Below are 20854 nucleotides of genomic sequence, written 5' to 3'. Positions count from 1 at the left end.
CCCACGATGATGATTTTCGGCAAACTGATCGGCGCCGTCCTCGGCTGGTACATGGGCGGTATTTTTTTCGCCCTGATCGGGCTGTTTATCGGCCATATGTTCGACAAGGGCTACGCCCAGATTCAGGCGGAAGGCTCGCCCGAGCGTCGCCGGGAAATCGAGCAGACCTTTTTTCAAACGGTGTTTCGGTTGCTTGGGCACCTGGCCAAGGCGGACGGCCGGGTCTCTGAATCCGAAGTTCAGCAGACCGAAGCCTATATGGCGGAAATGGGGCTGACCGCCGAGCATCGCAAGGAGGCCATTGCTCTGTTCAAAGAGGGCGCCGCCGCTGACTTTGACGCGGACGCCCAGGTGACCCGCTTTCGGGAGGTGTGCGGTCGGCGCTCGAACCTGGTGCGGATGTTGTTGATCTACTTGGTCAATATTGCCCTGGCCGATGGCGAGCTGGACGAGCAAGAGGCCGAGGTGCTGCGGCGCATCGCTCAGGGGCTGGGCATTTCAGCGTCGATGTTCGAGCAGCTGTTGCGCATGATTCAGGCCCAGAACAGCTTTGGGGGCCAACAGTACCAGGGCGGCGCGGGGGGTCCCTCGAGCGCCGACCAGCTACAAAAAGCCTACGACGCGCTTGGCGTCTCCCCGGAGGCGAGCGATGCCGAGATCAAAAAAGCCTATCGCAAACTGATGAGCCAATACCACCCGGACAAGCTGATGGGGCAGGGCGTGCCGGAGGATATGGTGAAGGAAGCCACCGAGCGGTCCCAGGAAATCAGCAAGGCCTACGAGCTGATCAAGACCGAACGGGCGCGCGGCTGAGCCAGCGCCAAAGCAGCGCACCGGAGGCGCCCCACAGAACCAGCGTCAGCAGTAGCAGAAGCGCCCCGATAAAGCCGAACAGGTCCGGGGCCTTCATCAGGGTGGTCATCAGCGAGTCCTGATAGTAGAAAAACCACTCGTGGTCGTCCGGGAAGGCGTGTTCGTGTAGCCAATAGAACACCTTTACCGGTCCTATCAGGGCCAGAAGGGCGGCGCCGAGTAGCAGGCTTACCAGGGTGACCCACAGAACCCGCGCGGGCCGGGGTGGCCGTTGCGCTCGCCTGTACGCATAGACGACTAATAATAGGAATAGCCCTCCGGCGGCTAGGCCCACGGCGTAATAGAGGCTCACAAGGCGGGCGACATCCTGCAGGTGAATCACTTCCGCCTCGCGCATCAGCGGCGTCTCCTGGCCACCGGGCAGGGGGTAGCGGATTTCGCTCAGCCCTTCCCCGCCACTTTGAATGCTTTCCGTGATTTCCCCGAACAGCCGAAAGTGCTCTTCTTTGCCCGTTTCACCGAAACCGGGTTTGTAACGGTTTAGCGGGCCAAAGCGCTCGATATGCGCCTGAATATCCAAAGCCGGGTAGGCCCAGGCGTAACCGAAGTCGATTTTGGCCAACAGGTGCCATGCCAGCAGGCTGGCCACCAGAAAGTGGCTGATTAGCAGCAGGGGCCAGAGTGCGAAGCGATGAAAGAAACGTGCAAGCATGAGCGAATCCCGGTAAACAGAACCCGCATCATGCCAAGAGTTTATGGCTCAGGAAAGTCTTACGACCGTTAATACCGCTCCGGCTTATAGGAGAACTGGACCAGAACGATGGCCCCCAGCAATACCCAGCCAATGGTGCCGAAGATTTCGCTGAGGGGGAGTTTCTGGTCAATCAGTACCCCCAGAACAAAGGGGGAAATGGCGGTGGAGATGATCATCAGCGAACTCATCAGTGAGCGAATTGAGCCGAGTTTTGTGGTGCCGTAGACCTCAGCCCAAAGCGCACCTCCGGTGGGGCTGCCGGAGCCAATGGTCATGGCGAGCAGAATCATAAACAGTGGAGCCACCCAGTTGCCCTGTAGGTGGGCGAGCACAAACACCGCCGCCGTCAGAGGCGCCAATACCCAGCGCAACACCGTCTGGGCGCTGAACCGGTCAATCAATACCCCGGTGACCATCTGCGCCAGCCAGTGGGTGACCCCGTAAATAATGAAGCAGCTGGCCAGCCAGGCCGCGCTCCAGTCTTTCTCCTCCAGAATAAAGCCCTGGTGAATAAAAATGCCGGTGACCATAAAGGGCCCGCCCAGCACCGTGGGCAGCGCCAGCCAAAAGCGATGGTCCTTCAGCATCTCTATTCGCCCGGCGCTTTTTTTGAGCCGCTCGGGGCTGACGGTCACCGGAGACCGGTGGGTCTCCACCGGCGCCCTGGCCAGCAGCCAGAGCATAAACGGGATATAAACCACCACCGTTATTAGCGCGATCACGCCCCAGCTGCCGCGCCAGCCGATGGCGGCGATCAACGCTACCGCGGCGATCGGCAGGATCACCTCCCCGACGGGGACGCCACTGGCGGAGACACTCAGCGCCTTGCCCCGGTCTGCGTCGAAGTAGCGGGCCATGGTGGTTTGGGCGGTGTGGGGCATCAGCCCCTGGCCGCAAAAGCGAATTAAGAACAGGCCCAGCAATAGCATTAGGGGATGGTAGGCCAGCGCCATCACCACGCCCGCCAGGGTCAGCCCCAGGGCCGCCAGGGTGGCGAAAAAGCGCAGCGGCAACCGGTCGATCCAGCCCCCGAACACCATAATGAGCAACCCGCTGCTCAGTGTCGCAATGGAGTAGAGCGAACCGTAGCGGCCCGCCGAGAGGCCCAGCGATTCCTGGATGGGCGTGCCATACCAGCTGATAAAGAAGGATTGACCGAAGTTGCCCCAGAAAATGCTGAGGAAGCCAAAGGCCAGCAGAGGCCAGGAGTCAGTAATAAAACGAAGGTAGTTACGCAATGAGACCGTGCCTGCATCGGTTGGGGGTGGGTGAAAAGCGAGCAATTGTAAAGTAAACGCTGGGCGGTATAAACCGACGTCTGTTTGGCGCCTTACAACACATTGAAAGGGGGGAGCCTGAGACTTGCGTCTAATTGTTATAACAAATCCTAATTAAGGTCTTGTAGTACTTATAACAACATATAGAATAGTGTTCTTGTCTTTTTGACCATATTTCTTGTCTTTTTGACCATATTTCTTGTCTTTTTTGACCCTAAGGCCCCCTTGGGCCGCCCTGGACTGTCGTTCAAACAGAGGAATTAGCATGACCATCAGACACATCCCCCGAAGTCGTTTAAGCCGTTGCATTGCCGCCTTGACCGTATCCCTGCCCGCCGTGGCCGGCGCGCAAATGATGCCTCAGGGGGAGTTACTGGAAGAAGTCGTTGTCGTGGGTATCCGCGGCTCCCAGGAAGCGGCGCTGGATGTTAAGCGCAATTCGGTCAATATTGTAGACTCGATCGTCGCCGAAGACATCGGTAAGCTGCCGGACGTGACCATCGCCGACTCGCTCCAGCGCGTGACAGGCGTCCAGATTCAGCGCGAAGCCGGTGAGGGCACCAGCCTGAACGTGCGCGGCATGCCCCAAGTGCTGACCACTCTTAATGGTGAGCAGTTCCTGAGCCCCTGGTCCATCACCGATGTTCAGGCCAACTACAGCGACATTCCGGCGGGTATGGTGTCCGCCGTGGACGTGATCAAGTCCCAATCCGCCTCCACCCTGCCCGGTGGTATTTCCGGTGTCATTGACCTCAAAACCCGCCGTCCCCTGGCCATGCCCGAAGGTTGGACCACCAGCGTGGGCCTGGAAACCTCCGAAGGCTCCATGACCGAGCAGACCAATCACAACGTGAATGGCTTTGTCGGTTACAACGAAGGCAGCATCGGTTTCACCCTGGCGGCGTTTAATACCTTGACCAACTCCGCCAACTACGGCATGGATGAAGCCACTCGATTGGCGTTCGCCACCTCAGGCGGCGACCCCCTGGATCTCAATAACAACGGCGACCTGAATGATCGCTACCTGGTTCCGGGTGCGTTCGGGGTTAAGTCCTATATCATGGAGCGCGAGCGCGATGGTCTGGCTTCCTCCTTCCAAATGGACATGGGTGATGCCTTTACGCTGACCGCGGATCTGTTCTACAACAAGATGGATCAGATTGATCGCGGTGTAGAAGGGCGCTTCCTGTACATCAATGAAAACAGCTATGACCTGTTGCGCGAGGGCACTGTTTCCACTCCGGTCGCTCAACTGCCGGCGACCGAAGAGCTGCCTGAGCGGGCCCTGAACTCCGTCCAGGTCGCCCAAGTGGAGGCACCGGACTTCCAGGCCACCAGCGCCAGCTATCAGAACCACACCGAAGCACTCAACGGCAGCATTAAGCTGTTCTTTGAGCCGGGAACCGCGTTCTCCGGCTCGGTTCAGTACAACGGTGGTCAGGCCGAACGCCTGTACGAACAAGTCAGTCTGCAGCAGACCACGCCGCACTGGAGTACCATTGACCGGAACAACGATGGTGTCTCGGACCGCCGCGGGCCGTTCAACATCTCCGTAGACTATCGCCCCGAGTACCCGGTGTTCACCCTGGATGACGATATGTCCCACCCGGACCATCTGTCTCAGTTCCAGGCATTTGCCGATGGTTTTGACCAGGACGCCACCCTGAATACCCTTCGGGCGGACGGTCGTTATGACCTGGACAACGAAGGTCTGAACTCCGTGGAATTCGGTGTGCGTCTGAGCTCCCGGGATGTGGAAACGGCCAACTTTGTCTATATGACCCCCACGGCCCGCACTCCCTCCGGCGAACTGCTGGAAGGCGACCACGTGTGGCAGCGTTACCCGGACTGGACCAGCTTCTTTGGCAACCCGGCTCAAGACGTTCCGCCGTTTGAAGACCTTCAAGCGCAGCTGGTTTCCTACAACGATTTCGGGCCGTTCAAAGGCTGGGAAGACGGAGTGGCCGCCGTTTCCCCCGATAGCATGGACGACGTTGGCGGCTTTATGAACTTGATTTACGACGGCAGCCAGCGCTTTAACCAGCCGAGCCGTCAGTATGCGGTGACCGAGGACGAAACTTCGGCCTACGCTCAATACAACTTCACCAACGATTACGGTCTTTTCGGTGTGCCTTTCGACGGTAACCTGGGCCTGCGTTTGGTCAATACCGATCGTGAAGTGATTACCTCCGTGACCGATGTAAGCGCGGTTCCCGAAGAGGGCAACTACATCGGTGGCAACTACGAAGCGACTCTGGGGCGGCCCCAAGGCTACCAGGTGGTTTACAAGCGGCTCGACACCGAGAAGCATGATGCCAGCTTCAGCCATGTGCTGCCGATGGCGAACATCAACTTCTACCCCAATGAAGAAGTGATCGTCCGTTTGTCTTACAACGAAACCATGGCCCGTAATGATCTGACCAACGTCGGTGAAACCGAAGCCCTGTGGTTCCAGGAGTACAAAGTGTACTCGGACACCGGCAGCCAGCAGGACGACGAAGGCCGTTATGATGCCCTGTGGGGCGTTGGCGGTGGGGATGACTACGGCACCCCCGACCTTGAGCCCTGGCAGGCCAGCAACTACAACGTTTCGAGCGAATGGTACTTCAATGAGGGTGGTTTGCTGTCCGCGGCGGCCTTCCTGATTAAGGTGGATACCGCGACTCAAATCGTTCAGGAAAAACGTGAGTATCCCGATGAAGACGGTCAGGTACGTCGCTCGGTCAACGTTTGGATGAGTGAAAACTTGGCCGCGTCCGACCTGAAAGGTATCGAGCTGGGTTATCGTCAGGCCATGACTTTCCTGCCGGGCGTTCTGGCGGATACCGGTGTTGAGTTTAACTACACCTATTCCGATAGTGACTCTGGGGATAAGGACCTGAATGGGGAAAGCTTCCCGCTGCCCTCCAACTCCGAGCACCAGACCAACTTGGTGCTGTGGTATCAGGGGGAGAAGCTGAGCTCGCGTTTGGCCTATAACTGGCGCAGCGACGTCTATCAGGGGCAGGTTGGCGTACTCACCAGCGAAGTGGCACTGGATATGGGCAGCTGGACCGAATCCGCCGGCTACCTGGATGCCTCGGTGAACTATGACATCAATGAAAACTTCACCGTTTACCTCCAGGGCACGAATCTGACTGAAACCAGCAACCGCAACTATGCGCAGTTTGAGAGTCAGTTCCAGTCAGTGGCGGCACAGGAACGTCGCATGGCAGCCGGCGTGCGGATGCGCTTCTAAGCGTTAATCTCCGCTGTCAAAAGCTGACAGAAAAAAGCCCCGGCCTGGTTTCAGGTCGGGGCTTTTTTTGGAGCATTTTTTGGATCTCCTTGGCCGTTACGGACGGAGAAGGTTCTCCAGTGTGGACTGGTACATTCGGGTGAGCTGGTTCAGATCATCCGCTCGGACGCACTCGTTCACCTTGTGAATGGTGTCGTTGACCGGGCCGAGCTCTACCACCTGGGCTCCGGTGGGGGCGATAAAGCGGCCGTCGGAAGTGCCGCCCGCAGTGGACAGTACCGGTTTTTGACCGGTTTGTGCCTCCACGGCGCGGACAACCGCCTCCACCAAATCGCCTTCCGCCGTTAAAAACGGCTGGCCGCTCAACTTCCAGTCGATGCGATAGTCCAACTCGTGCTGGTTAAAAATGGCCTCGGTGCGTTCTCGCAGTTCCTCCTCGGTTACTTCCGTCGAAAAGCGGAAATTGAACACCACTTCCACGGCGCCCGGGATCACATTGGTGGCACCCGTGCCGCCGTTGATATTGGAAATTTGAAAGCTGGTGGCCGGGAAGAATGTGTTTCCTTTATCCCATTGTTGAGCGACTAGCTCGGCAAGCGCCGGCGCTGCACGGTGAACGGGGTTGTCAGCCAAGTGCGGGTAGGCCACATGGCCCTGTACGCCGTTCGCGGTCAGGACGCCACCGAGCGAACCTCGGCGTCCGTTTTTGATGATATCCCCCACGCGGTCGGTGCTGGAGGGTTCCCCCACAATGCACCAATCGATTTTTTCGCCTTTGGCTTCCAGCCACTCCACGACTTTTACGGTGCCGTTGATGGAGGGGCCTTCTTCGTCGCTGGTGATAAGAAAACCAATGCGGCCCTTATGGTCCGGGTGTTCGGCCACAAATTGCTCGCACGCTACCACCATTGAGGCGAGGGAGCCTTTCATATCCGCCGCGCCGCGGCCATAGAGCATGCCGTCGACAATCGTCGGCTCGAAAGGCGGGTACTGCCACTGGCCCTCGGGGCCGGTGGGAACGACGTCGGTGTGCCCGGCAAAGGCGAGCAGTGGGCCACCGTTGCCACGAGTGGCCCAGAAGTTGTCCACGTCGTCAAAGCGCAGCCGCTGGACGGTAAAGCCGATGGCCTCCAGCCGTTGGATCATCAACGCCTGGCAGCCGGCATCCTCCGGGGTGACCGAGCGGCGGCTGATCAGGTCGTGGGCGAGTTCGAGGGTGGGAGTCATAGTGTATGCCTGTTGAAACAGCTTGCTTGGGTACCAGCGGATGCGCTTCGGAGCTACTAAGCGCATCCGCCATTACCATTAATTGTTTTTGTGCAGGGCCTCATTCAACTGAACAGAGGTTTTATTGGTCACACACTCAACCCGACCGGTCAGCGAATTGCGGCGGAACAGCAGGCCGGACTGGTTTGCCAGCTCCCGGGCCTTGACGGTGTTCACTTCCTGGCCCTGGTCATCCAGTACCGCCACTTTAGTGCCTGCGGTAATGTACAGGCCGGACTCAATGGTGCAGCGGTCACCGAGGGGAATGCCGGTGCCGGCGTTGGCGCCGAGCAAGCACTCCTTGCCGAGGGAGATAACAATGTTACCACCGCCGGAGAGGGTGCCCATGGTGGAGCTGCCGCCGCCGAGGTCAGAGCCGGACTCCACAAACACGCCGGCGGAAATGCGCCCTTCGATCATGCCCGGCCCGGCAGTGCCGGCGTTAAAGTTGACGAAACCTTCGTGCATGATGGTAGTGCCTTCACCCAGGTAGGCGCCCAGGCGCACCCGCGCGGTGTGAGCGATACGCACACCCTGAGGAACGACGTAGTTGGTCATTTTGGGGAACTTGTCCACGCACGCCACATCCAGCAACTCGCCGGCCAAGCGAGCCTGCAGCTGTCGCTCGGGCAGCTCTTCCAAATCCACCGCGCCCTGGTTGGTCCAAGCTACGTTCGGCAGGCAGCCGAACAGACCGGTGAGGTCCGTTCCGTGGGGCTTCACCAAACGGTGAGAGATCAGGTGCAGTTTTAAGTAGCCCTCGGGCACGGACTGGGGCGCACTGTCTTCGGCCAGCAGCGTCGCGATCAGTGGGCGCTTGCTGTGAATGAACGAGCGGGCAATAGCGGCCTGCTCATTATTGCCGGCTTGCTCCAGCGCTTGCGCCAACGCCTGCATTTTGTCCACATCCAGCTCAATGAGCTGATTGCCCCCCTGGTAGTTGAGGGCCTTGGCCACCGCCTCGGCGGTGGCAGCGTCGGGATTGAGCAGGGGCTGAGGGTAGAAAACTTCCAGCCACTCATTTTTCAGGTTCTGGGTGCCGACACCGAGGCCGAGGCTATAAAGTTGTGTCATGGTTCATTCCTGTCTACTGCATTGCGGGTAAAAAAATAGTGGGTGTATGCCGGGCATAACAGCGGGTTAATGCCCTGGTCCGTCGTGGGATCGGGAGCGCGTCAGGCTTTTAGTAGGGCCTGATACTCCGCCGGCTTAAAACCGACGCGACGCTCGCGTCCGGTATCCAGCAGCGGGCGTTTGACCAAAGTGGGGTGGGCCAGGATCACATCCCGCGCGTTTTCGACGTTTAGCGCGTTGCGCGTTTGTTCGTCCAGCGCTTTCCAGCTGGTACTGCGCCGGTTGATCAGCTCCAGCCCCAGCTCCCGGAGCCAGGTATCCACCTGGGCCGCCTCGAGGCCATCGGCCCGAACGTCGTGGAAGTGATAGGGGACACCGTTGTCATCCAGCCAGCGGCGGGCTTTTTTGACGGTATCGCAGTTTTTGATCCCGTAAAGGGTAATGGTTGACATACGAGGCCCCACCGGTTTTAGAAAACCGACAATGGTAGCAAAAAATGGCGCGGTTCGCTCGGGCAGGGGCGTGGTGGGTTTACCTTCAGCCGCTAAGGGCTTATATCCCCTCAGAGCGCTAAGGGCGTTTTATTGCTGCTAAGGGCTTTCTATTACTCGCTAAGGGCTTCCTATTATTCGCTAAGGGCTTTTTTAACCAACTGAGCCATGGGGTCGGAAAGGGGCAGCTTCAGGGCGGCTTCGTGGCCTTCTTCCGACATTTTGCGCCAGGTTTTCTGGATGATGTCGATCAGCTTGCCCTCATCGTGCTTCTGGGCGAAGTCTTCCAGGTAGTAGGAGAGGAACACCAGGCAGATGACGTCTTCCAGGGCCTGGACTTCCGGGTCCCGCTTCAGGTTGCGCTTGATCAGCATGTCTTTGACCCGGGCAATGGTGGCTTCGTCGTAGCCGTGTTCCGCCATTATCTCCCCCGCGACCTTGCCGTGGAACAGGGCGAGCTGGCTGCGCCACTTTTTATAGCCGGCACGCCCGTCGGGATAGTCGCTTCGCGGGCTCTCCCAGCGTCGGATGTGCTGGCAGCGGGCGGCGAGCTGCAGGGCCTCGGAGGCGTCCGGCTTGAAGGTTGCCAGGGTTTCGCTCATTCGCCGGCCGTAGAGCCATTCCTTGGGTTGAGGCTGTCCACGATCCAATTCCTGGTTGGGGTCTTCGGCGTTGGAGGCGTCAAAGGCGGCGAGGGTCCGTTCGAGGCGGCTGTCATTCGTCATAATGGAGTCCAAACCGGATCTGGGGTGGGTTGGTTGGGTATCAGCGTTGGCTGGCGATTGCGCGCAACCGCTCCAGCGCCAGAAGGTTCACTTCTTTTCGGTTGACGGCGATCACGCCCTGCTGCTGCAGTCGACCGAGCACCCGGCTGACGGTTTCGATGGTGAGGCCGAGGAAGTTGCCGATGTCAGTGCGCGACATGGGCAGGCGGAACTGATGCGCCGAGAGTCCTCGCCGCTGGTGTCGGTTGGCCAGGCTAAGAAGCAGTGTGGCGACGCGTTCCTCGGCGTTGCTCTTGCTGAGCAGGCCGATTAATTGCTGGTCCTGGGTGATTTCCCGGCTGAGCAGTTGGAAGACGTTGCGCTGAAGTGAGGGGATTTTCAGGCTCAGGTCCTCGATCTGATCAAAGGGAATCTCACAGACCGAGGCGGTTTCCAGCGCCACTACGGTGGTGGTGTAGCGGTTGGCGGCAATGCCATCCAGCCCAACCAGCTCGCCGGGGAGGTAAAAGCCGGTGACTTGCTCCTCCCCTTGCTCGTTCAAGGTGGAAGCCTTCACGGCTCCCGAGCGTATGGCGAACAGAGAGGTAAACGGCTCTTCCGCCCGGTACAGGGTCGCGCCTTTTTGTAGAGGCCATCCCCGCTGAACGATGCGGCTCAGTTGGTCGACATCGTCCAGGTGCAAGCTCAGGGGCAGGCAAAGTGTACTCAAACGACAGCTTCCACATGAAGCCTGGGTGTCATGACGGCAGTTGTTGGCCTGTGTGGTGGTGTGTGTCATGTTCCATCCCATAGTGCAAGAACGTCATTGTTGCAGCTTTGTCGAATAGGGTAAAGCGGCTCGGGGGTGGGGACTTTACTTGATCGCGAGAACCGGTATATAGTCAAAGAGCTGGCTGAACGCCGCATTATTTATGGTTACTTCGTTGTTCTAACAAGGCTGCCCCGCACGCCCTGTAAGCCCGCCTTATAGCACCGCGTTTTGTGAGTCATAAGGTTTTGTGAGTCATAAGTAAGTGACTTGAGCCAGCGAGTTGGTCCGCGCCGTGCTTCGTTACTGCCCGCCAGTAGCCGTTGCCGGGGTGGAGGCATCATTCGACTCAGCAAAACGTAAAGGTTTATAACTATGTCCAGAAGTACAGGTGTTGTTAAGTGGTTTAACGAGTCCAAGGGTTTCGGCTTTATTGAGCAGGAAGGCGGACAGGACGTGTTTGTTCATTACAGTGCCATTTCCGGTAGCGGCTTCAAGACCCTGGCCGAAGGCCAGCGGGTCGAGTTTGATGTAAAGACGGGTCAGAAAGGCCCTCAAGCGGAGAACGTGGTGGGGCTGTAATGGCGCCTACCCCACGCTTCGCAGAAAACCGCGCTTCGGCGCGGTTTTTTTGTCTTTTTGTTAAGGGGCGGGTTGAAGCTCAAGGCGATACAGGTGACGCCAGTTCTTGCCGGTGACCCACAGGTGCTGGCGCTTCTCGTCGTAGGCGATCCCATTCAGCACCGCCTCGGAGCTTGAGGGGTTTTCCCGGCGCACCAGAGAGCTCAGGTCAAGCGAGCCGAGGACGTCGCCAGTGGATGGATCGATTTGCACCAGCCGATTGGTATGCCAGACGTTGGCCCACAGGGCGCCTTCAATAAATTCCAGCTCATTCAGCTTCGCCACGGCCTGACCGTTTTCCCGGACGGCGACGGTCCGGGCGAGATCAAACCCCTCCGGCTCGTGAAAGTAGAGCCGGTCAGAACCATCCGAACGGATCAAATGCTCCCCATTGTCCGCCAGGCCCCAGCCTTCGCCCGGGTAGTGGGTTTCTTCAAGAAGCTCAAAACTCTCCCTATCGAACGTCAGAAGGGTGTTTTCTTTCCAGGTCAGCAGATAAAGCCGACCGCCAAGCTCGGTCAGTCCTTCGGCGAAATAGTGGTGGGGCAGGCGGTGCTGGCGAAGTGGGTCCTCGGCGCTTTCTTCGTAGGCCACCACGCGCGACTGGCCGTAGCGCCCGCCACTCTCGTAGAATAGGCCGTCGTGAATCAGCAGCCCCTGTGTGAATAGACGCGAGTCATGGGGGCGAACCTCAACCACCTCGTAGCGGTAGTCCACCGGTTGGGCCTGGTCGCCACAGGCGCTTAAGAGGGCACTCGCGAGAGCGCAAAGCAGCAGAACCGGGCGCAGAGTGCTTGGAATGCCTCGGGGGTGGATACTTCGGGGCTGTCTTGGGGTCATACCTTCCTCCTGGGTAGCGGCCCATGATAATCAACAGGAACGCAATAATGAAACGCTGGCAGTCCTATATCGGTTTGACGTTGCTCGGTGGCCTGATGGTGGCACTGCCGATTGCGATTTTTATTTTTCTACTGCAATGGCTATTGGGGCTCGTTACTGCTTTGATCGCCCCCATCAGCCATTGGCTGGCGCGCTGGGCGCCGCTTGGGGAGCAAGTGGCGGACCTGTTGGGGGTGCTATTAGTGCTCGGGGCCTTTTTTCTGGTGGGCCTGGCGGTGAAAACCAGCGTGGGGCGCTGGGTTCACAACCGGGTGGACCACTGGCTGAGCCGGTTTGCGCCGGGCTATAGCACCATCCGCGAGGTGGTCTCGCAGTTTGTGGGCGGTGAGAACAACACCTCCTTGCTGCGTGGCCAAGTGTGCCGGGCCTACATCATGGGCCGCCAGAGCCCGGTGTCGGTTACCGCCATTGTCACAGCACGCCACGATAACGGGGACTGCACCGTCTATGTGCCCACGGCACCCATTCCGTCCTCTGGGTTTGTGTACCACTTGGGGGAGGAGTGTATCGATTTACTGCCCCACATCAGTGTCGAGACCGCCATGCGCACAGTCATTTCCTGCGGCAGCGGCTCTCATATTTTGAGCGAACCGCCCGAAGAAGTTGAGGAAGAGGGTGAGCCGGGCGAGGAAGACAAAAAGGCAACAACGCCTTCCGGCCCGTGACACCACTAGGCCAGTCCCGCTCCCTCTTTTAGCGCTTGTTGCGCATCAAGTCTCGAATAAGAAAGCGCGCGGGGTGCAACGCCTGAACCAGCTCGGCGTCCAGGGGCATGGGTTCGCCCGTGACGTGGGCCGCGAGCAGTTCGGCGCTGAGCGGGCTGTAGCACAGCCCGCGAGAGCCGTGCCCCAGGTTCAGGTATAACCCAGGGCGGGTTTGTCCGGCCAGCGGGAGGTTTAACCGGGCGTCCTTACGCAGGGGGGCGTAGTCCCGGAGGAAAGCGTCCATATCGGGCACCGGGCCGACCAAAGGCAGATAGTCGGGCGTGGCACAGCGAAAAGCGACTCGACCCTTCATGGCCTCGGGCTCTTCCTCAAGGAGTGGTTTTTCACCGGAAAAAAGTGCTTCGATATCGGGTCCGAATTGAGAGAGCTGCTCAAGGTTGGCCCGGTGGTCTCGGGCGGTGGGCTCCGGGTTGGTCTCGCCCAGGTTGAAAGTGGCGCCCAAGCAGTGGTAACCGTCGGCCGCGGGGGCCAGGTAGCCATCGCCGCATAGGGCCGCGCGCAAGGCTTTGCTCTTGGCGTTGGCCGGTACCTGAGTGATCTGACCGCGAATCGCCTTTAAGGGCAAACCCTGCTCGGGGCACAGCTGGCGCGCGGCATGGGCGTTGGCCAGCACCGCCACGCTGGCCTGGGCCAGGACATTGCCCTCGGCGTCGAACGCCCGCCACTGGCTCCCCTCTCGCTCCAGTTGCGCCACAGCGCTGTTCGGCTGAAGAGTGATGGCGGGGTGCTTGAGCAGGGCTTCGCACAAACGCCGGGGAGCCAGCCAACCGGCCTTGGGGAAATACAGGGCGCGGTGGTGAAGCGCTATGCCCGCCACCTCACTGGCCCGAGCGGCCGATACCCCCTGGACCAACTCAGGTGCCTGGGCAAAGCGTTCGGCAATGGCTCGCTGAGCTGTCTCATCCTTATCCGTTATGGCCATTTGCAGAACGCCGCAGGGCGAGCCCGCGCCGCCTTGCCAGTAGGGGCGGTAGTGGGCCTGGGCGTAGCTCAGGCTCAGGAGGTTAAACCGAGCCAGGGGCGAATTCTTGGGGGACAGCTTGGCGTAGAGGAGCCCTTGAGGGTTGCCCGAGGCCTCTTGCGCGGGGGCGCTGCGTCGATCCAGTACGGTGACCCGCCACCCTCGTTGGGCGAGGGCGCGCGCGGTGTGGCAGCCGGCCAACCCGGCGCCGATGATCAGCGCAGTCCGGGGTTCCGAGGCCCGCAGTCGGCTGCTTGGGTGCGGTACATGCCAGGGCAGGGGTGGCTTGCCGTGAAAGCGATAGGGACTCGCCTCGGGGGCCGGACGGCCCATAAACCGAGCCTTCACCATTTCCCGTTTCCGGGCGAAGCCCGGTACCGTTTCCGGCTCGAAACCCGCCTCCCGCAGCCCGTGCTTTACCGCGCTGGCGGCGGTGAACGTAGCGACGGTGGTGCCCGGCGCGCTCAGCTCGGCAAGCCTGGAGAGCAGGGCCGGCGTCCACATCTCGGGGTTCCGGCGCGGAGTAAAGCCGTCCAAAAACCAGGCGTCAACGGCGAGCCCGGTATCGACAAAGTCCGGATGCTCGCTGGCCCTGAGCTGGCCGAGCCCTTGGTAGGCGTCATCAAAAATCAGCGTGAGGCTCACCCGGCCCTGGTCGAAATAGCGCCGGTGAAAGCCCGGGCCCACCGTAGGCGGGTATTGCTCTAGCAGTGCTTGGGCCAGCGGAGCCAGTTCGGGCCAGAGCATTAGCGTCCGCTCCAGGTCCGGTCGAGCCAGGGGAAATTTGTCGACGCTGATAAAATGCAGGTGGGCGCCCGCTGGTGCTTGCTCCCGCCACAATTGCCAAGTGGCCAGGAAGTTCAGGCCGCAGCCGAAGCCGGTTTCGCCAATGACAAAACGTCGAGACAGTGCGGGCTCGGTGCCGAGAGCCGAAAAGCGCTCGACCAACTGGTTTTGCGCCAGGAAGATGTAGCGGGTTTCCGCCAAGCCGTCGGCGGGGGAAAAATAGACATCGTCAAAGTGGTTGCACCGCGGCTGCCCCAGTTCGTCCCAACGCAGCGCGGCGCAGCGGATGGTCTCGCTCGGTCCTTCGCGGTCGCTCACAAACCGAACTCCTGAACGATCTGTCGGCACCAGCGGGCGATGCGCTCTTCGGTTAAATCAAATTCGTTTTCCTCGTCCAGGGCTAGCCCGACGAACTGATCGCCCTCTTCGGTGAGGGCTTTGGAGGCCTCGAACTCATAGCCTTCACTGGGCCAGTAACCGCACGGCCGGGCGCCCCGGGCCAAGAGCTGGGCGTGGAGGTAGCCCATGGCATCCAGAAACCACTCCGGGTAGCCGATCTGGTCACCCAGCCCGTAAAGGGCCACCGCCTTGCCTCTTAAATCCAGCTCGTTCAGCTCTTCCCAAATCTCTTCCCAGTCTTCTTGCAGTTCGCCGTAGTCCCAGGTGGGAATGCCGAAAATCAGATAATCGTAAAACTGGGCCGTAATGACGGGCTCATCGGCGATGTTAAACAGGTCCACCCGGCTTTCACCGAGCTCAGCCCGGATTTTCTCGCCGGCCATTTCGGTGTAGCAGGTGGAGCTGCCGTAAAAAAGGCCAATGGGAGCGCGGGTCATGAAGCCGCTCCGGTGGGCAGTAGCCGTTGCCACTGGCTGGCCCACTCCCGGGCGAGTGCTTCCGGGTCCTCGCCACTGCTGGCGTCCAGAACCAGCGGCTCGCCTAGCCGTTGGGCCCCCAGGTCGGCGAAAGCCTCGTCGATGGCCTGGCCGGCTTCTCCGAAGGTGACGTAACTGCTGTCCCCCATATTAATGATGCCGTAGTGACGTCCCGCAATAGCGGGAAACTCCCGGGTCATCTGCACGTAAAGGGGCTGAAGGTTATCCGGCAGCTCGCCGGCACCGGTATTGGAGGTGCAAACCAACAGGATTTCGTCGGGGTTTCGCACCAGGTCTTCCACCTGAGCCATACCGTTGAGGCTGACACTGTGGCCGGCGGCCTCCAGTTCATCCGAGACCTCTTCGGCTACAATTTCCGCGTTGCCGGTGACGCTGCCCACTAAAATCTGAATCTGACTCATGAACACTCTACTGACTGTCGGGTTAGCTTTACGGATTGGTTCCGTCGAAGGGCGGCATCATACCAGCCCGCCGGGGCGGGGCTCCAGACGCGTCAGTTGACGCTGCCGGCGTAGTCGAGCTGGCGCCAGGCCTCGTACACCACCACCGATACCGCATTGGACAGGTTCATACTCCGGCTGTTTGCCTGCATGGGAATGCGCAACAGGTGGTCGGGGCCCAAGGCGTCCCTTAGGTCGGCGGGCAGCCCCCGGGTTTCGGGGCCGAATAACAGGTAGTCGCCCGCCTGAAACGGAATATCACTGTGATGCTTGTGGCCCTTGGTGCTAAGGCCGAACAAGCGAGAGGGGCGGCACTGTTCCAGGAACTTAGACCAGTTCGGGTAGGTCTTCAGGTCCCGCCATTCGCCGTAGTCCAACCCCGCTCGGCGCAGCCGTTTGTCATCCAGTACGAAGCCCAAGGGTTCGATAAGGTGGACTTGGCACCCGGTATTGGCTGCGAGACGAATGATATTGCCGGTGTTGGGCGGAATTTCAGGTTCAAATAAAACGATATGAAGCATTGGTTTTTAGTCTATTTGGTGTAATATTGCGACACAGTACAATTTCTATAAGAGCTTTTTATAACGTTTAGTTATATGTGAGCCTTTAAATGCCGGTTTCCCGCGTAAACGGGAGTCAAAACCGCAAAAGCGTCATAATAACAGCACCAGTGAGCAGAAATTACCTGACAGGCTGCTAGTATGTAGGGAGTCTGTACTCAAATTGTCGAAGTTCACGGGACTGATAATAATCTGGGAAGTCTAGGTGGCAAGCCGTTGAGCTTATTTCGAAAAAAAACTGCCAATAAAGGCGCCGTTGGCGTTCAAATCAATGCCGACGGAGTCTCGCTCACTCACGTAAAGCTCTCGGACTCGTTCGGCGCCGATGATGCTCGTCCGCACGTGGTGGCCAGTGAGTGGCTCTCGGAGTCCGACGTCGGTCGTCAGCAAAAAGCGCTGGCTGATCGGGTCGAAGCGCTGGGGCTTCGCCGTAAAGATTGCCACTTGGTGCTCGGGCGCGATGATTATAACCTTTTGTTGGTCGAAGCCCCCTCGGTGCCCGAGAGTGAGTTGCGCGAAGCGCTTCGCTGGCGAATCAGGGATCTCATTGACTTTCCCGTGGAGAGCGCCGTACTCGATGCCTTTATGCTGCCGGAGGACCGTGGGCGCGCGGGCAAGCGCATGGCCTATGTGGCGGTGGCCCACCGCGAGCGGATTCAGGAGCGCATCGCCCAGGCGGCGGATGCACGCTTGGACTTGAAGACCATCGACATCCCCGAACTGTCCCTTCGCAATATCGTGTATCGCTTGTGCGAGACCGAGCGCGGCGTGGCATTGGTGCGGCTGGGGCAGGGCGCCGGCAGCTTGCATATTGTTCGGGGCGCGGACCTGCACCTTGCTCGCCGCTTTAACGTGCCCTATGAAGGCGGACTGTTGGAAGACTTGCCGGAGGATGTGTTGGTGTTGGAGGTGCAACGCTCACTGGATTACTTTGAGCGGCAGATGCGCCAGCCCCCGCCCGGGCAAATTGTTCTGGTGGGGGAAAATCTCACGCCGGATAAGATCACCGACAGTTTATCGGACAGCTTGCCGATGGACCTCTCCGCGCTGGATCTTGAAAGCCTGGTGACCCTGGGTGAAAAGGCTCAGCCCCACACTCTGCCGCTGTGCCTGGAGGCCATTGGCGCGGCCATGCGGTTAATGGAAGGGGAGGCTGATTAATGCAACAGGTCAACCTCTATCTGCCGGAGTTCCAGCCTCGTCGGGTTTGGCTCAACCTTCCCCAAATGGGCGCCGTGCTGGGGCTCGTTCTGTTACTCATTATTCTCTTGAGCTTTTTCAGCGCCGCGCGCACGGACGCCTTGTCCGAGGAAGTGGCGGCTGAGCGCGAACAGCTCCAGGCGCTTCAGGCCCAAGTGGAGGCGTTGGCGGCCGAGTTGCCCGCCCGGCGAGGCCAAAGTATCGAAGAGCAGGTGGCAGAGCTGCGCGCGGAGGTGGCCCGGCGAGAGCAAATTCTGCGTCTGATTACTCAACAAAACCTGGGCAATGCCGATGGTTTCTCCGAGCAGTTGGTCAGCCTTGCCCGCCATGCCCCCGAGGAGCTCGCTTTGTCGGCTTTCTCTCTGCAATCGGGAGGGCAATACGTCGAAATGGCCGGCCGGGTCCGCCAGCCCGAGGTGGTGCCCCTGTATTTGCAACGCCTGCGGGGCGATAGCAGTTTTGCCGATGTGCGCCTGGGCGTGTTGGAAGTGGCTCGGGAGCCGGACGATATAGGCCCGGGGTTGCAGTTTAGCGTCAAGCGCGTGCAGCAGCAGGAGGCGGCCACTGAACGTCAAGGGCGCAACGGAGGACGAAACGATGGCTGACTGGCAACAACGATGGCAGCAATGGTCGGAGCGCATAGAAGCCTACTCCCTGCGGGAGCGGGCGCTGCTGCTTTTGTGTGTAATCGCCGTGATTGTGGGCGTGTGGCAGTGGTTCTTCGAGCTGCCGCAGGCGCAAACCCGAGAGCAGCTCATGCAGCAACAGCAGACGTTGGCCAAAGACCAGCAGGCCCAACAAGCGCAAGTGCAGGCGTTGATGAGCTCCGGGCAGGACACCGGGGTCACCAAAGAGCTCGCCACCTTGCAGGCTCAGCGGGAGAGCCTGGACGAGAGCCTCGCGAGCCTGTCCCAGGGGTTGATTAGTGCCGACCAGCTACCGGAAATACTCCAGGAAGTGCTGGTTTCCACTACCGAGCTGAGGTTGCGCCGGGTGCGCACCCTGCCGGTGGAAGAGCTGCCGCTGAAGGCCACAGAGGCCGATGCGCAAACCGAGGTTCGAGAGACCGGGGTCTACCGCCACAGCGTGGAGCTGGAAGTCAGTGGGGATTATTACGAGACCCTGGCGTTCCTGCGCCGCTTGGAAGCTCTGCCCTGGCGCTTTTACTGGGACCGCCTCGATTACGAGGTGGTGGACTATCCCCAAGGGGAGATTCGGCTTCGGGTGTATACCCTGAGCGCGGAAGAGGGGTTGCTTGGTGTTTAATCTCGCGATTCGAAACCTGTCCTTCGTTTTGATGATGGGCCTGTCCTGGACGGTATTGGCCCAGCCGGTTGAAAATGACCCTACTCGGCCGCTGGACTACCGGGTTTCCAGGGTGAGCGTGGAACTGAGTGTGAATGCTATTTTGCGCGGTGGAGAGCGGCGCCTGGCGGTGGTCAACGGCCAGCGCCTTCAAGAGGGTGACACCATTGCCAACTCCGGTGGCATCCGGGTGGTACGCATCGACCGTGAGTCAGTGTTGGTGGGCCAGGCGGGCCGCCAGTGGCGATTAAAACTGAATAATGAACCGGTGCGCCGATGACGGCGCGCGGAGTATTGAGGCAAGAGTCTATGGGCAAGCACGTATTGGTATCCGGATTGCGGTGGTGGGCTGTGGCCGCCGTCCTGTGTCCATTGGCGGCCTGCGTTGGTCCCCGGGATTCTCAACTGGCGGCGGAAGAGGAAATGGACCGGGTGGTCGCCGAGCAGGAAGCGCAAGGCAAGGCCCCGGTGCCCGAGGCGGTCAATCAGGCGCTGCAGCCCGATCGTCGCCCGGCGTCCGAGGAGTCCGCCGAGGAACGCTTTGACGTATCGGTCCGCAACGTCCCGGCGCAGACGTTTTTCCTGGGGCTGGTCGAAGGCACCGACACCAACGTGGTGGTGCACCCCGATGTTAGCGGCAGCTTGTCGCTAAACCTCAAGCGAGTAAGGGTAGAGGACGTGCTGGAAGTCACCCGGGACATTTACGGCTATGAGTTTGAACGCTCCGGCAATATTTATACGGTCTACCCCAATGAGTTGCGCACCCAGGTGTTCCATCTCAACTATTTGGACGTCCAGCGGGTGGGGGTGTCGGACACCAACCTGTCCATCGGGCAGGCCGAGTCCTCCGGCGGGAGCAATAATCGTAGCGGAGGCTCCGGCGGCGGTGGGGCGGATAATGAGTCGGCCAACTTGCTGGGAATGCTCGGCGGTGAGGATGCCGGCGGGGGCGATGCCAGCCTCTCACCCGGCGCTCGGGTACAAACACGCAACCGCACGGATTTCTGGCGTTCGCTTAGAGAGTCGGTCACCGCCATTATTGGCGGCGATGCCGGTGATCGCATGGTAATGGTAAGCCCCCAGGCGGGCATGATCGTGGTGAAAGCCATGCCCCACGAACTTAAATCCGTGCGGGAGTTTCTGGAGCGTTCAGAGCTGAGCATTCGGCGCCAGGTGATTCTAGAGGCGAAAATTCTTGAAGTGCGGCTGAGCGAAGGCTTTGAGGCCGGCATCAACTGGGGTGCTATCGGCGGGCAGCTGCAGTATGGCTACAACCGCGGAGAAACCGACTCCTTCAACGACGAACTCAGGATCAATCGTGACAGCTCAGGTCAGTTTTCCGCCACGCAAACCACGGTGGATGCCTTCCAGAAAACCAGCGAAGGTTTGTTCACCTCGGTTCTGCAGGTGAGCAATATTCGGGACCTATTGTCATTGCTCGAAACCCAGGGCAGTGTCCAAGTGCTCTCCAGCCCGCGGGTGTCCACGGTGAACAATCAGAAAGCGTTGATTCGGGTCGGCTCGGACGAATATTTCGTGACCGGGATTTCCAACAACACCACTTCCAATGCGGCGTCGGTGACCAGTACGCCTAATATTGAGCTGTCGTCCTTCTTCAGCGGTATCGCATTGGACGTGACCCCCCAGATCGCCGATGACGGCGAAGTGATTCTGCACATCCACCCGGTGGTGAGCGAGGTCAATGACCAACTGAAAGTCTTCACCATTGGTGATGAAGAGTTCGCCCTGCCCCTGGCGCAGCGCGGCGTGCGCGAGTCGGACAGTATTGTTCGGGCCCAGAGTGGCCAGGTGGTGGTGCTTGGCGGGCTGATGCAGGAAGACACCCGAGACAGTGACGGCAAGCGGCCGTTCTTGGGTGATATTCCTCTGCTGAAAAGTCTGTTCAAAACCCAGGGGCGCAGCCAACAGAAAACCGAACTGGTGATTCTGTTGCGCCCGGTAGTGGTCGACAATGAGGACGGGACTTGGAACAGGGAGCTGGAAAGCAGCCGCGAGCGAATGCAATCCATGGGAGAAGGCTATCGCGACCTCTGGGATCAATAGCGCGGGGCCG

At 59.7% G+C, this 20854-nt stretch carries 21 protein-coding genes; 9 read left to right on the top strand and 12 right to left on the bottom strand.

The genetic code is table 11. The features are described 5' to 3' along the window. Window positions 1–9 precede the first annotated feature (9 nt). On the top strand, window positions 10–813 hold the full coding sequence (gene djlA, locus AAE514_RS07785) for a co-chaperone DjlA (protein WP_347331054.1): 804 nt from the start codon (window positions 10–12) through the stop codon (window positions 811–813). Here the strand turns inward: djlA and AAE514_RS07780 are convergent. Then, complete coding sequence (locus AAE514_RS07780) at window positions 788–1525, bottom strand: lipoprotein intramolecular transacylase Lit (RefSeq protein WP_347330969.1); 738 nt, start codon at window positions 1523–1525, stop codon at window positions 788–790. The genes djlA and AAE514_RS07780 overlap by 26 nt on opposite strands. Before the next feature lie 68 nt (window positions 1526–1593). Further along, on the bottom strand, window positions 1594–2805 hold the full coding sequence (locus AAE514_RS07775; RefSeq protein WP_347330968.1) for an MFS transporter: 1212 nt from the start codon (window positions 2803–2805) through the stop codon (window positions 1594–1596). Window positions 2806–3109: 304 nt separating this feature from the next. Between AAE514_RS07775 and AAE514_RS07770 the strand changes: the two genes are divergently transcribed. Beyond that, window positions 3110–6082 (top strand): TonB-dependent receptor, encoded by a 2973-nt coding sequence (locus AAE514_RS07770; protein WP_347330967.1) that lies wholly within the window; start codon window positions 3110–3112, stop codon window positions 6080–6082. 96 nt (window positions 6083–6178) lie between these two features. On the opposite strand, the gene dapE is transcribed toward AAE514_RS07770, so the two are convergent. The 5 genes from dapE to fnr all read right to left on the bottom strand — a co-directional run bounded on the left by dapE (window position 6179) and on the right by fnr (window position 10416). After that, window positions 6179–7309 (bottom strand): succinyl-diaminopimelate desuccinylase, encoded by a 1131-nt coding sequence (dapE, locus tag AAE514_RS07765; protein ID WP_347330966.1) that lies wholly within the window; start codon window positions 7307–7309, stop codon window positions 6179–6181. Window positions 7310–7387: 78 nt separating this feature from the next. Next, window positions 7388–8422, bottom strand: coding sequence for a 2,3,4,5-tetrahydropyridine-2,6-dicarboxylate N-succinyltransferase (gene dapD / locus AAE514_RS07760; RefSeq protein ID WP_347330965.1), 1035 nt, complete (start codon window positions 8420–8422; stop codon window positions 7388–7390). 101 nt (window positions 8423–8523) lie between these two features. After that, a complete protein-coding gene (locus tag AAE514_RS07755; RefSeq protein ID WP_347330964.1) occupies window positions 8524–8874 on the bottom strand; it encodes an ArsC family reductase in 351 nt (116 codons plus the stop codon). Between the two features lie 173 nt (window positions 8875–9047). Continuing rightward, window positions 9048–9641 carry a DUF4202 domain-containing protein gene (locus AAE514_RS07750; protein ID WP_430623890.1) on the bottom strand — a complete coding sequence of 198 codons (594 nt, stop codon included), beginning with the start codon at window positions 9639–9641 and terminating at the stop codon, window positions 9048–9050. Window positions 9642–9678: 37 nt separating this feature from the next. Next, window positions 9679–10416, bottom strand: coding sequence for a fumarate/nitrate reduction transcriptional regulator Fnr (fnr, locus tag AAE514_RS07745; RefSeq protein WP_347330962.1), 738 nt, complete (start codon window positions 10414–10416; stop codon window positions 9679–9681). A gap of 345 nt (window positions 10417–10761) precedes the next feature. On the opposite strand from fnr, the gene AAE514_RS07740 reads away from it, so the two are divergent. Further along, a complete protein-coding gene (locus AAE514_RS07740; RefSeq protein ID WP_347330961.1) occupies window positions 10762–10968 on the top strand; it encodes a cold-shock protein in 207 nt (68 codons plus the stop codon). A 60-nt stretch (window positions 10969–11028) separates the two neighbouring features. Here the strand turns inward: AAE514_RS07740 and AAE514_RS07735 are convergent, their stop codons facing one another. After that, entirely contained in the window at window positions 11029–11847 is an 819-nt protein-coding gene (locus AAE514_RS07735; RefSeq protein ID WP_347330960.1) for a glutaminyl-peptide cyclotransferase, read from the bottom strand. 47 nt (window positions 11848–11894) lie between these two features. On the opposite strand from AAE514_RS07735, the gene AAE514_RS07730 reads away from it, so the two are divergent. After that, on the top strand, window positions 11895–12572 hold the full coding sequence (locus AAE514_RS07730; RefSeq protein ID WP_347330959.1) for a DUF502 domain-containing protein: 678 nt from the start codon (window positions 11895–11897) through the stop codon (window positions 12570–12572). 28 nt (window positions 12573–12600) lie between these two features. Here AAE514_RS07730 and mnmC read toward each other — a convergent pair whose 3' ends face one another. The 4 genes from mnmC to trmL form a co-directional block, all read right to left on the bottom strand. Beyond that, on the bottom strand, window positions 12601–14697 hold the full coding sequence (gene mnmC / locus AAE514_RS07725) for a bifunctional tRNA (5-methylaminomethyl-2-thiouridine)(34)-methyltransferase MnmC2/FAD-dependent 5-carboxymethylaminomethyl-2-thiouridine(34) oxidoreductase MnmC1 (protein WP_347330958.1): 2097 nt from the start codon (window positions 14695–14697) through the stop codon (window positions 12601–12603). After that, window positions 14694–15215: a flavodoxin FldB gene (fldB, locus tag AAE514_RS07720; protein ID WP_347330957.1), complete on the bottom strand. Its 522-nt coding sequence runs from the start codon at window positions 15213–15215 to the stop codon at window positions 14694–14696. Before fldB ends, mnmC begins: the two co-directional genes overlap by 4 nt. Beyond that, the gene (locus AAE514_RS07715; protein ID WP_347330956.1) at window positions 15212–15676 is read right to left on the bottom strand and encodes a flavodoxin domain-containing protein; all 465 of its coding nucleotides are present in this window, start codon (window positions 15674–15676) and stop codon (window positions 15212–15214) included. The genes fldB and AAE514_RS07715 overlap by 4 nt, the downstream gene beginning before the upstream one ends. A 92-nt stretch (window positions 15677–15768) precedes the next feature. Beyond that, a complete protein-coding gene (gene trmL / locus AAE514_RS07710) occupies window positions 15769–16236 on the bottom strand; it encodes a tRNA (uridine(34)/cytosine(34)/5-carboxymethylaminomethyluridine(34)-2'-O)-methyltransferase TrmL (protein WP_347330955.1) in 468 nt (155 codons plus the stop codon). Window positions 16237–16491: 255 nt separating this feature from the next. Between trmL and AAE514_RS07705 the strand changes: the two genes are divergently transcribed. From AAE514_RS07705 to mshL, 5 genes are read left to right on the top strand one after another with little or no spacing between them, the layout of a single operon-like run. Continuing rightward, complete coding sequence (locus AAE514_RS07705; protein ID WP_347330954.1) at window positions 16492–17436, top strand: MSHA biogenesis protein MshI; 945 nt, start codon at window positions 16492–16494, stop codon at window positions 17434–17436. Next, window positions 17436–18080 (top strand): hypothetical protein, encoded by a 645-nt coding sequence (locus AAE514_RS07700; RefSeq protein ID WP_347330953.1) that lies wholly within the window; start codon window positions 17436–17438, stop codon window positions 18078–18080. The genes AAE514_RS07705 and AAE514_RS07700 overlap by 1 nt, the downstream gene beginning before the upstream one ends. Further along, the gene (locus AAE514_RS07695) at window positions 18073–18741 is read left to right on the top strand and encodes a hypothetical protein (RefSeq protein WP_347330952.1); all 669 of its coding nucleotides are present in this window, start codon (window positions 18073–18075) and stop codon (window positions 18739–18741) included. Before AAE514_RS07700 ends, AAE514_RS07695 begins: the two co-directional genes overlap by 8 nt. Beyond that, a complete protein-coding gene (locus tag AAE514_RS07690) occupies window positions 18731–19060 on the top strand; it encodes a hypothetical protein (RefSeq protein ID WP_347330951.1) in 330 nt (109 codons plus the stop codon). The genes AAE514_RS07695 and AAE514_RS07690 overlap by 11 nt, the downstream gene beginning before the upstream one ends. A gap of 29 nt (window positions 19061–19089) precedes the next feature. Next, window positions 19090–20844 (top strand): pilus (MSHA type) biogenesis protein MshL, encoded by a 1755-nt coding sequence (gene mshL / locus AAE514_RS07685; RefSeq protein ID WP_347330950.1) that lies wholly within the window; start codon window positions 19090–19092, stop codon window positions 20842–20844. Window positions 20845–20854: the final 10 nt, after the last annotated feature.

Origin of the sequence: Marinimicrobium locisalis (genome assembly GCF_039822625.1) — a bacterium.
In the GTDB taxonomy this organism is placed as follows: domain Bacteria; phylum Pseudomonadota; class Gammaproteobacteria; order Pseudomonadales; family Cellvibrionaceae; genus Marinimicrobium; species Marinimicrobium locisalis.
The sequence above is the reverse complement of the archived record's forward strand: the minus strand, read 5'-3'. Positions and strand labels throughout refer to the sequence as shown.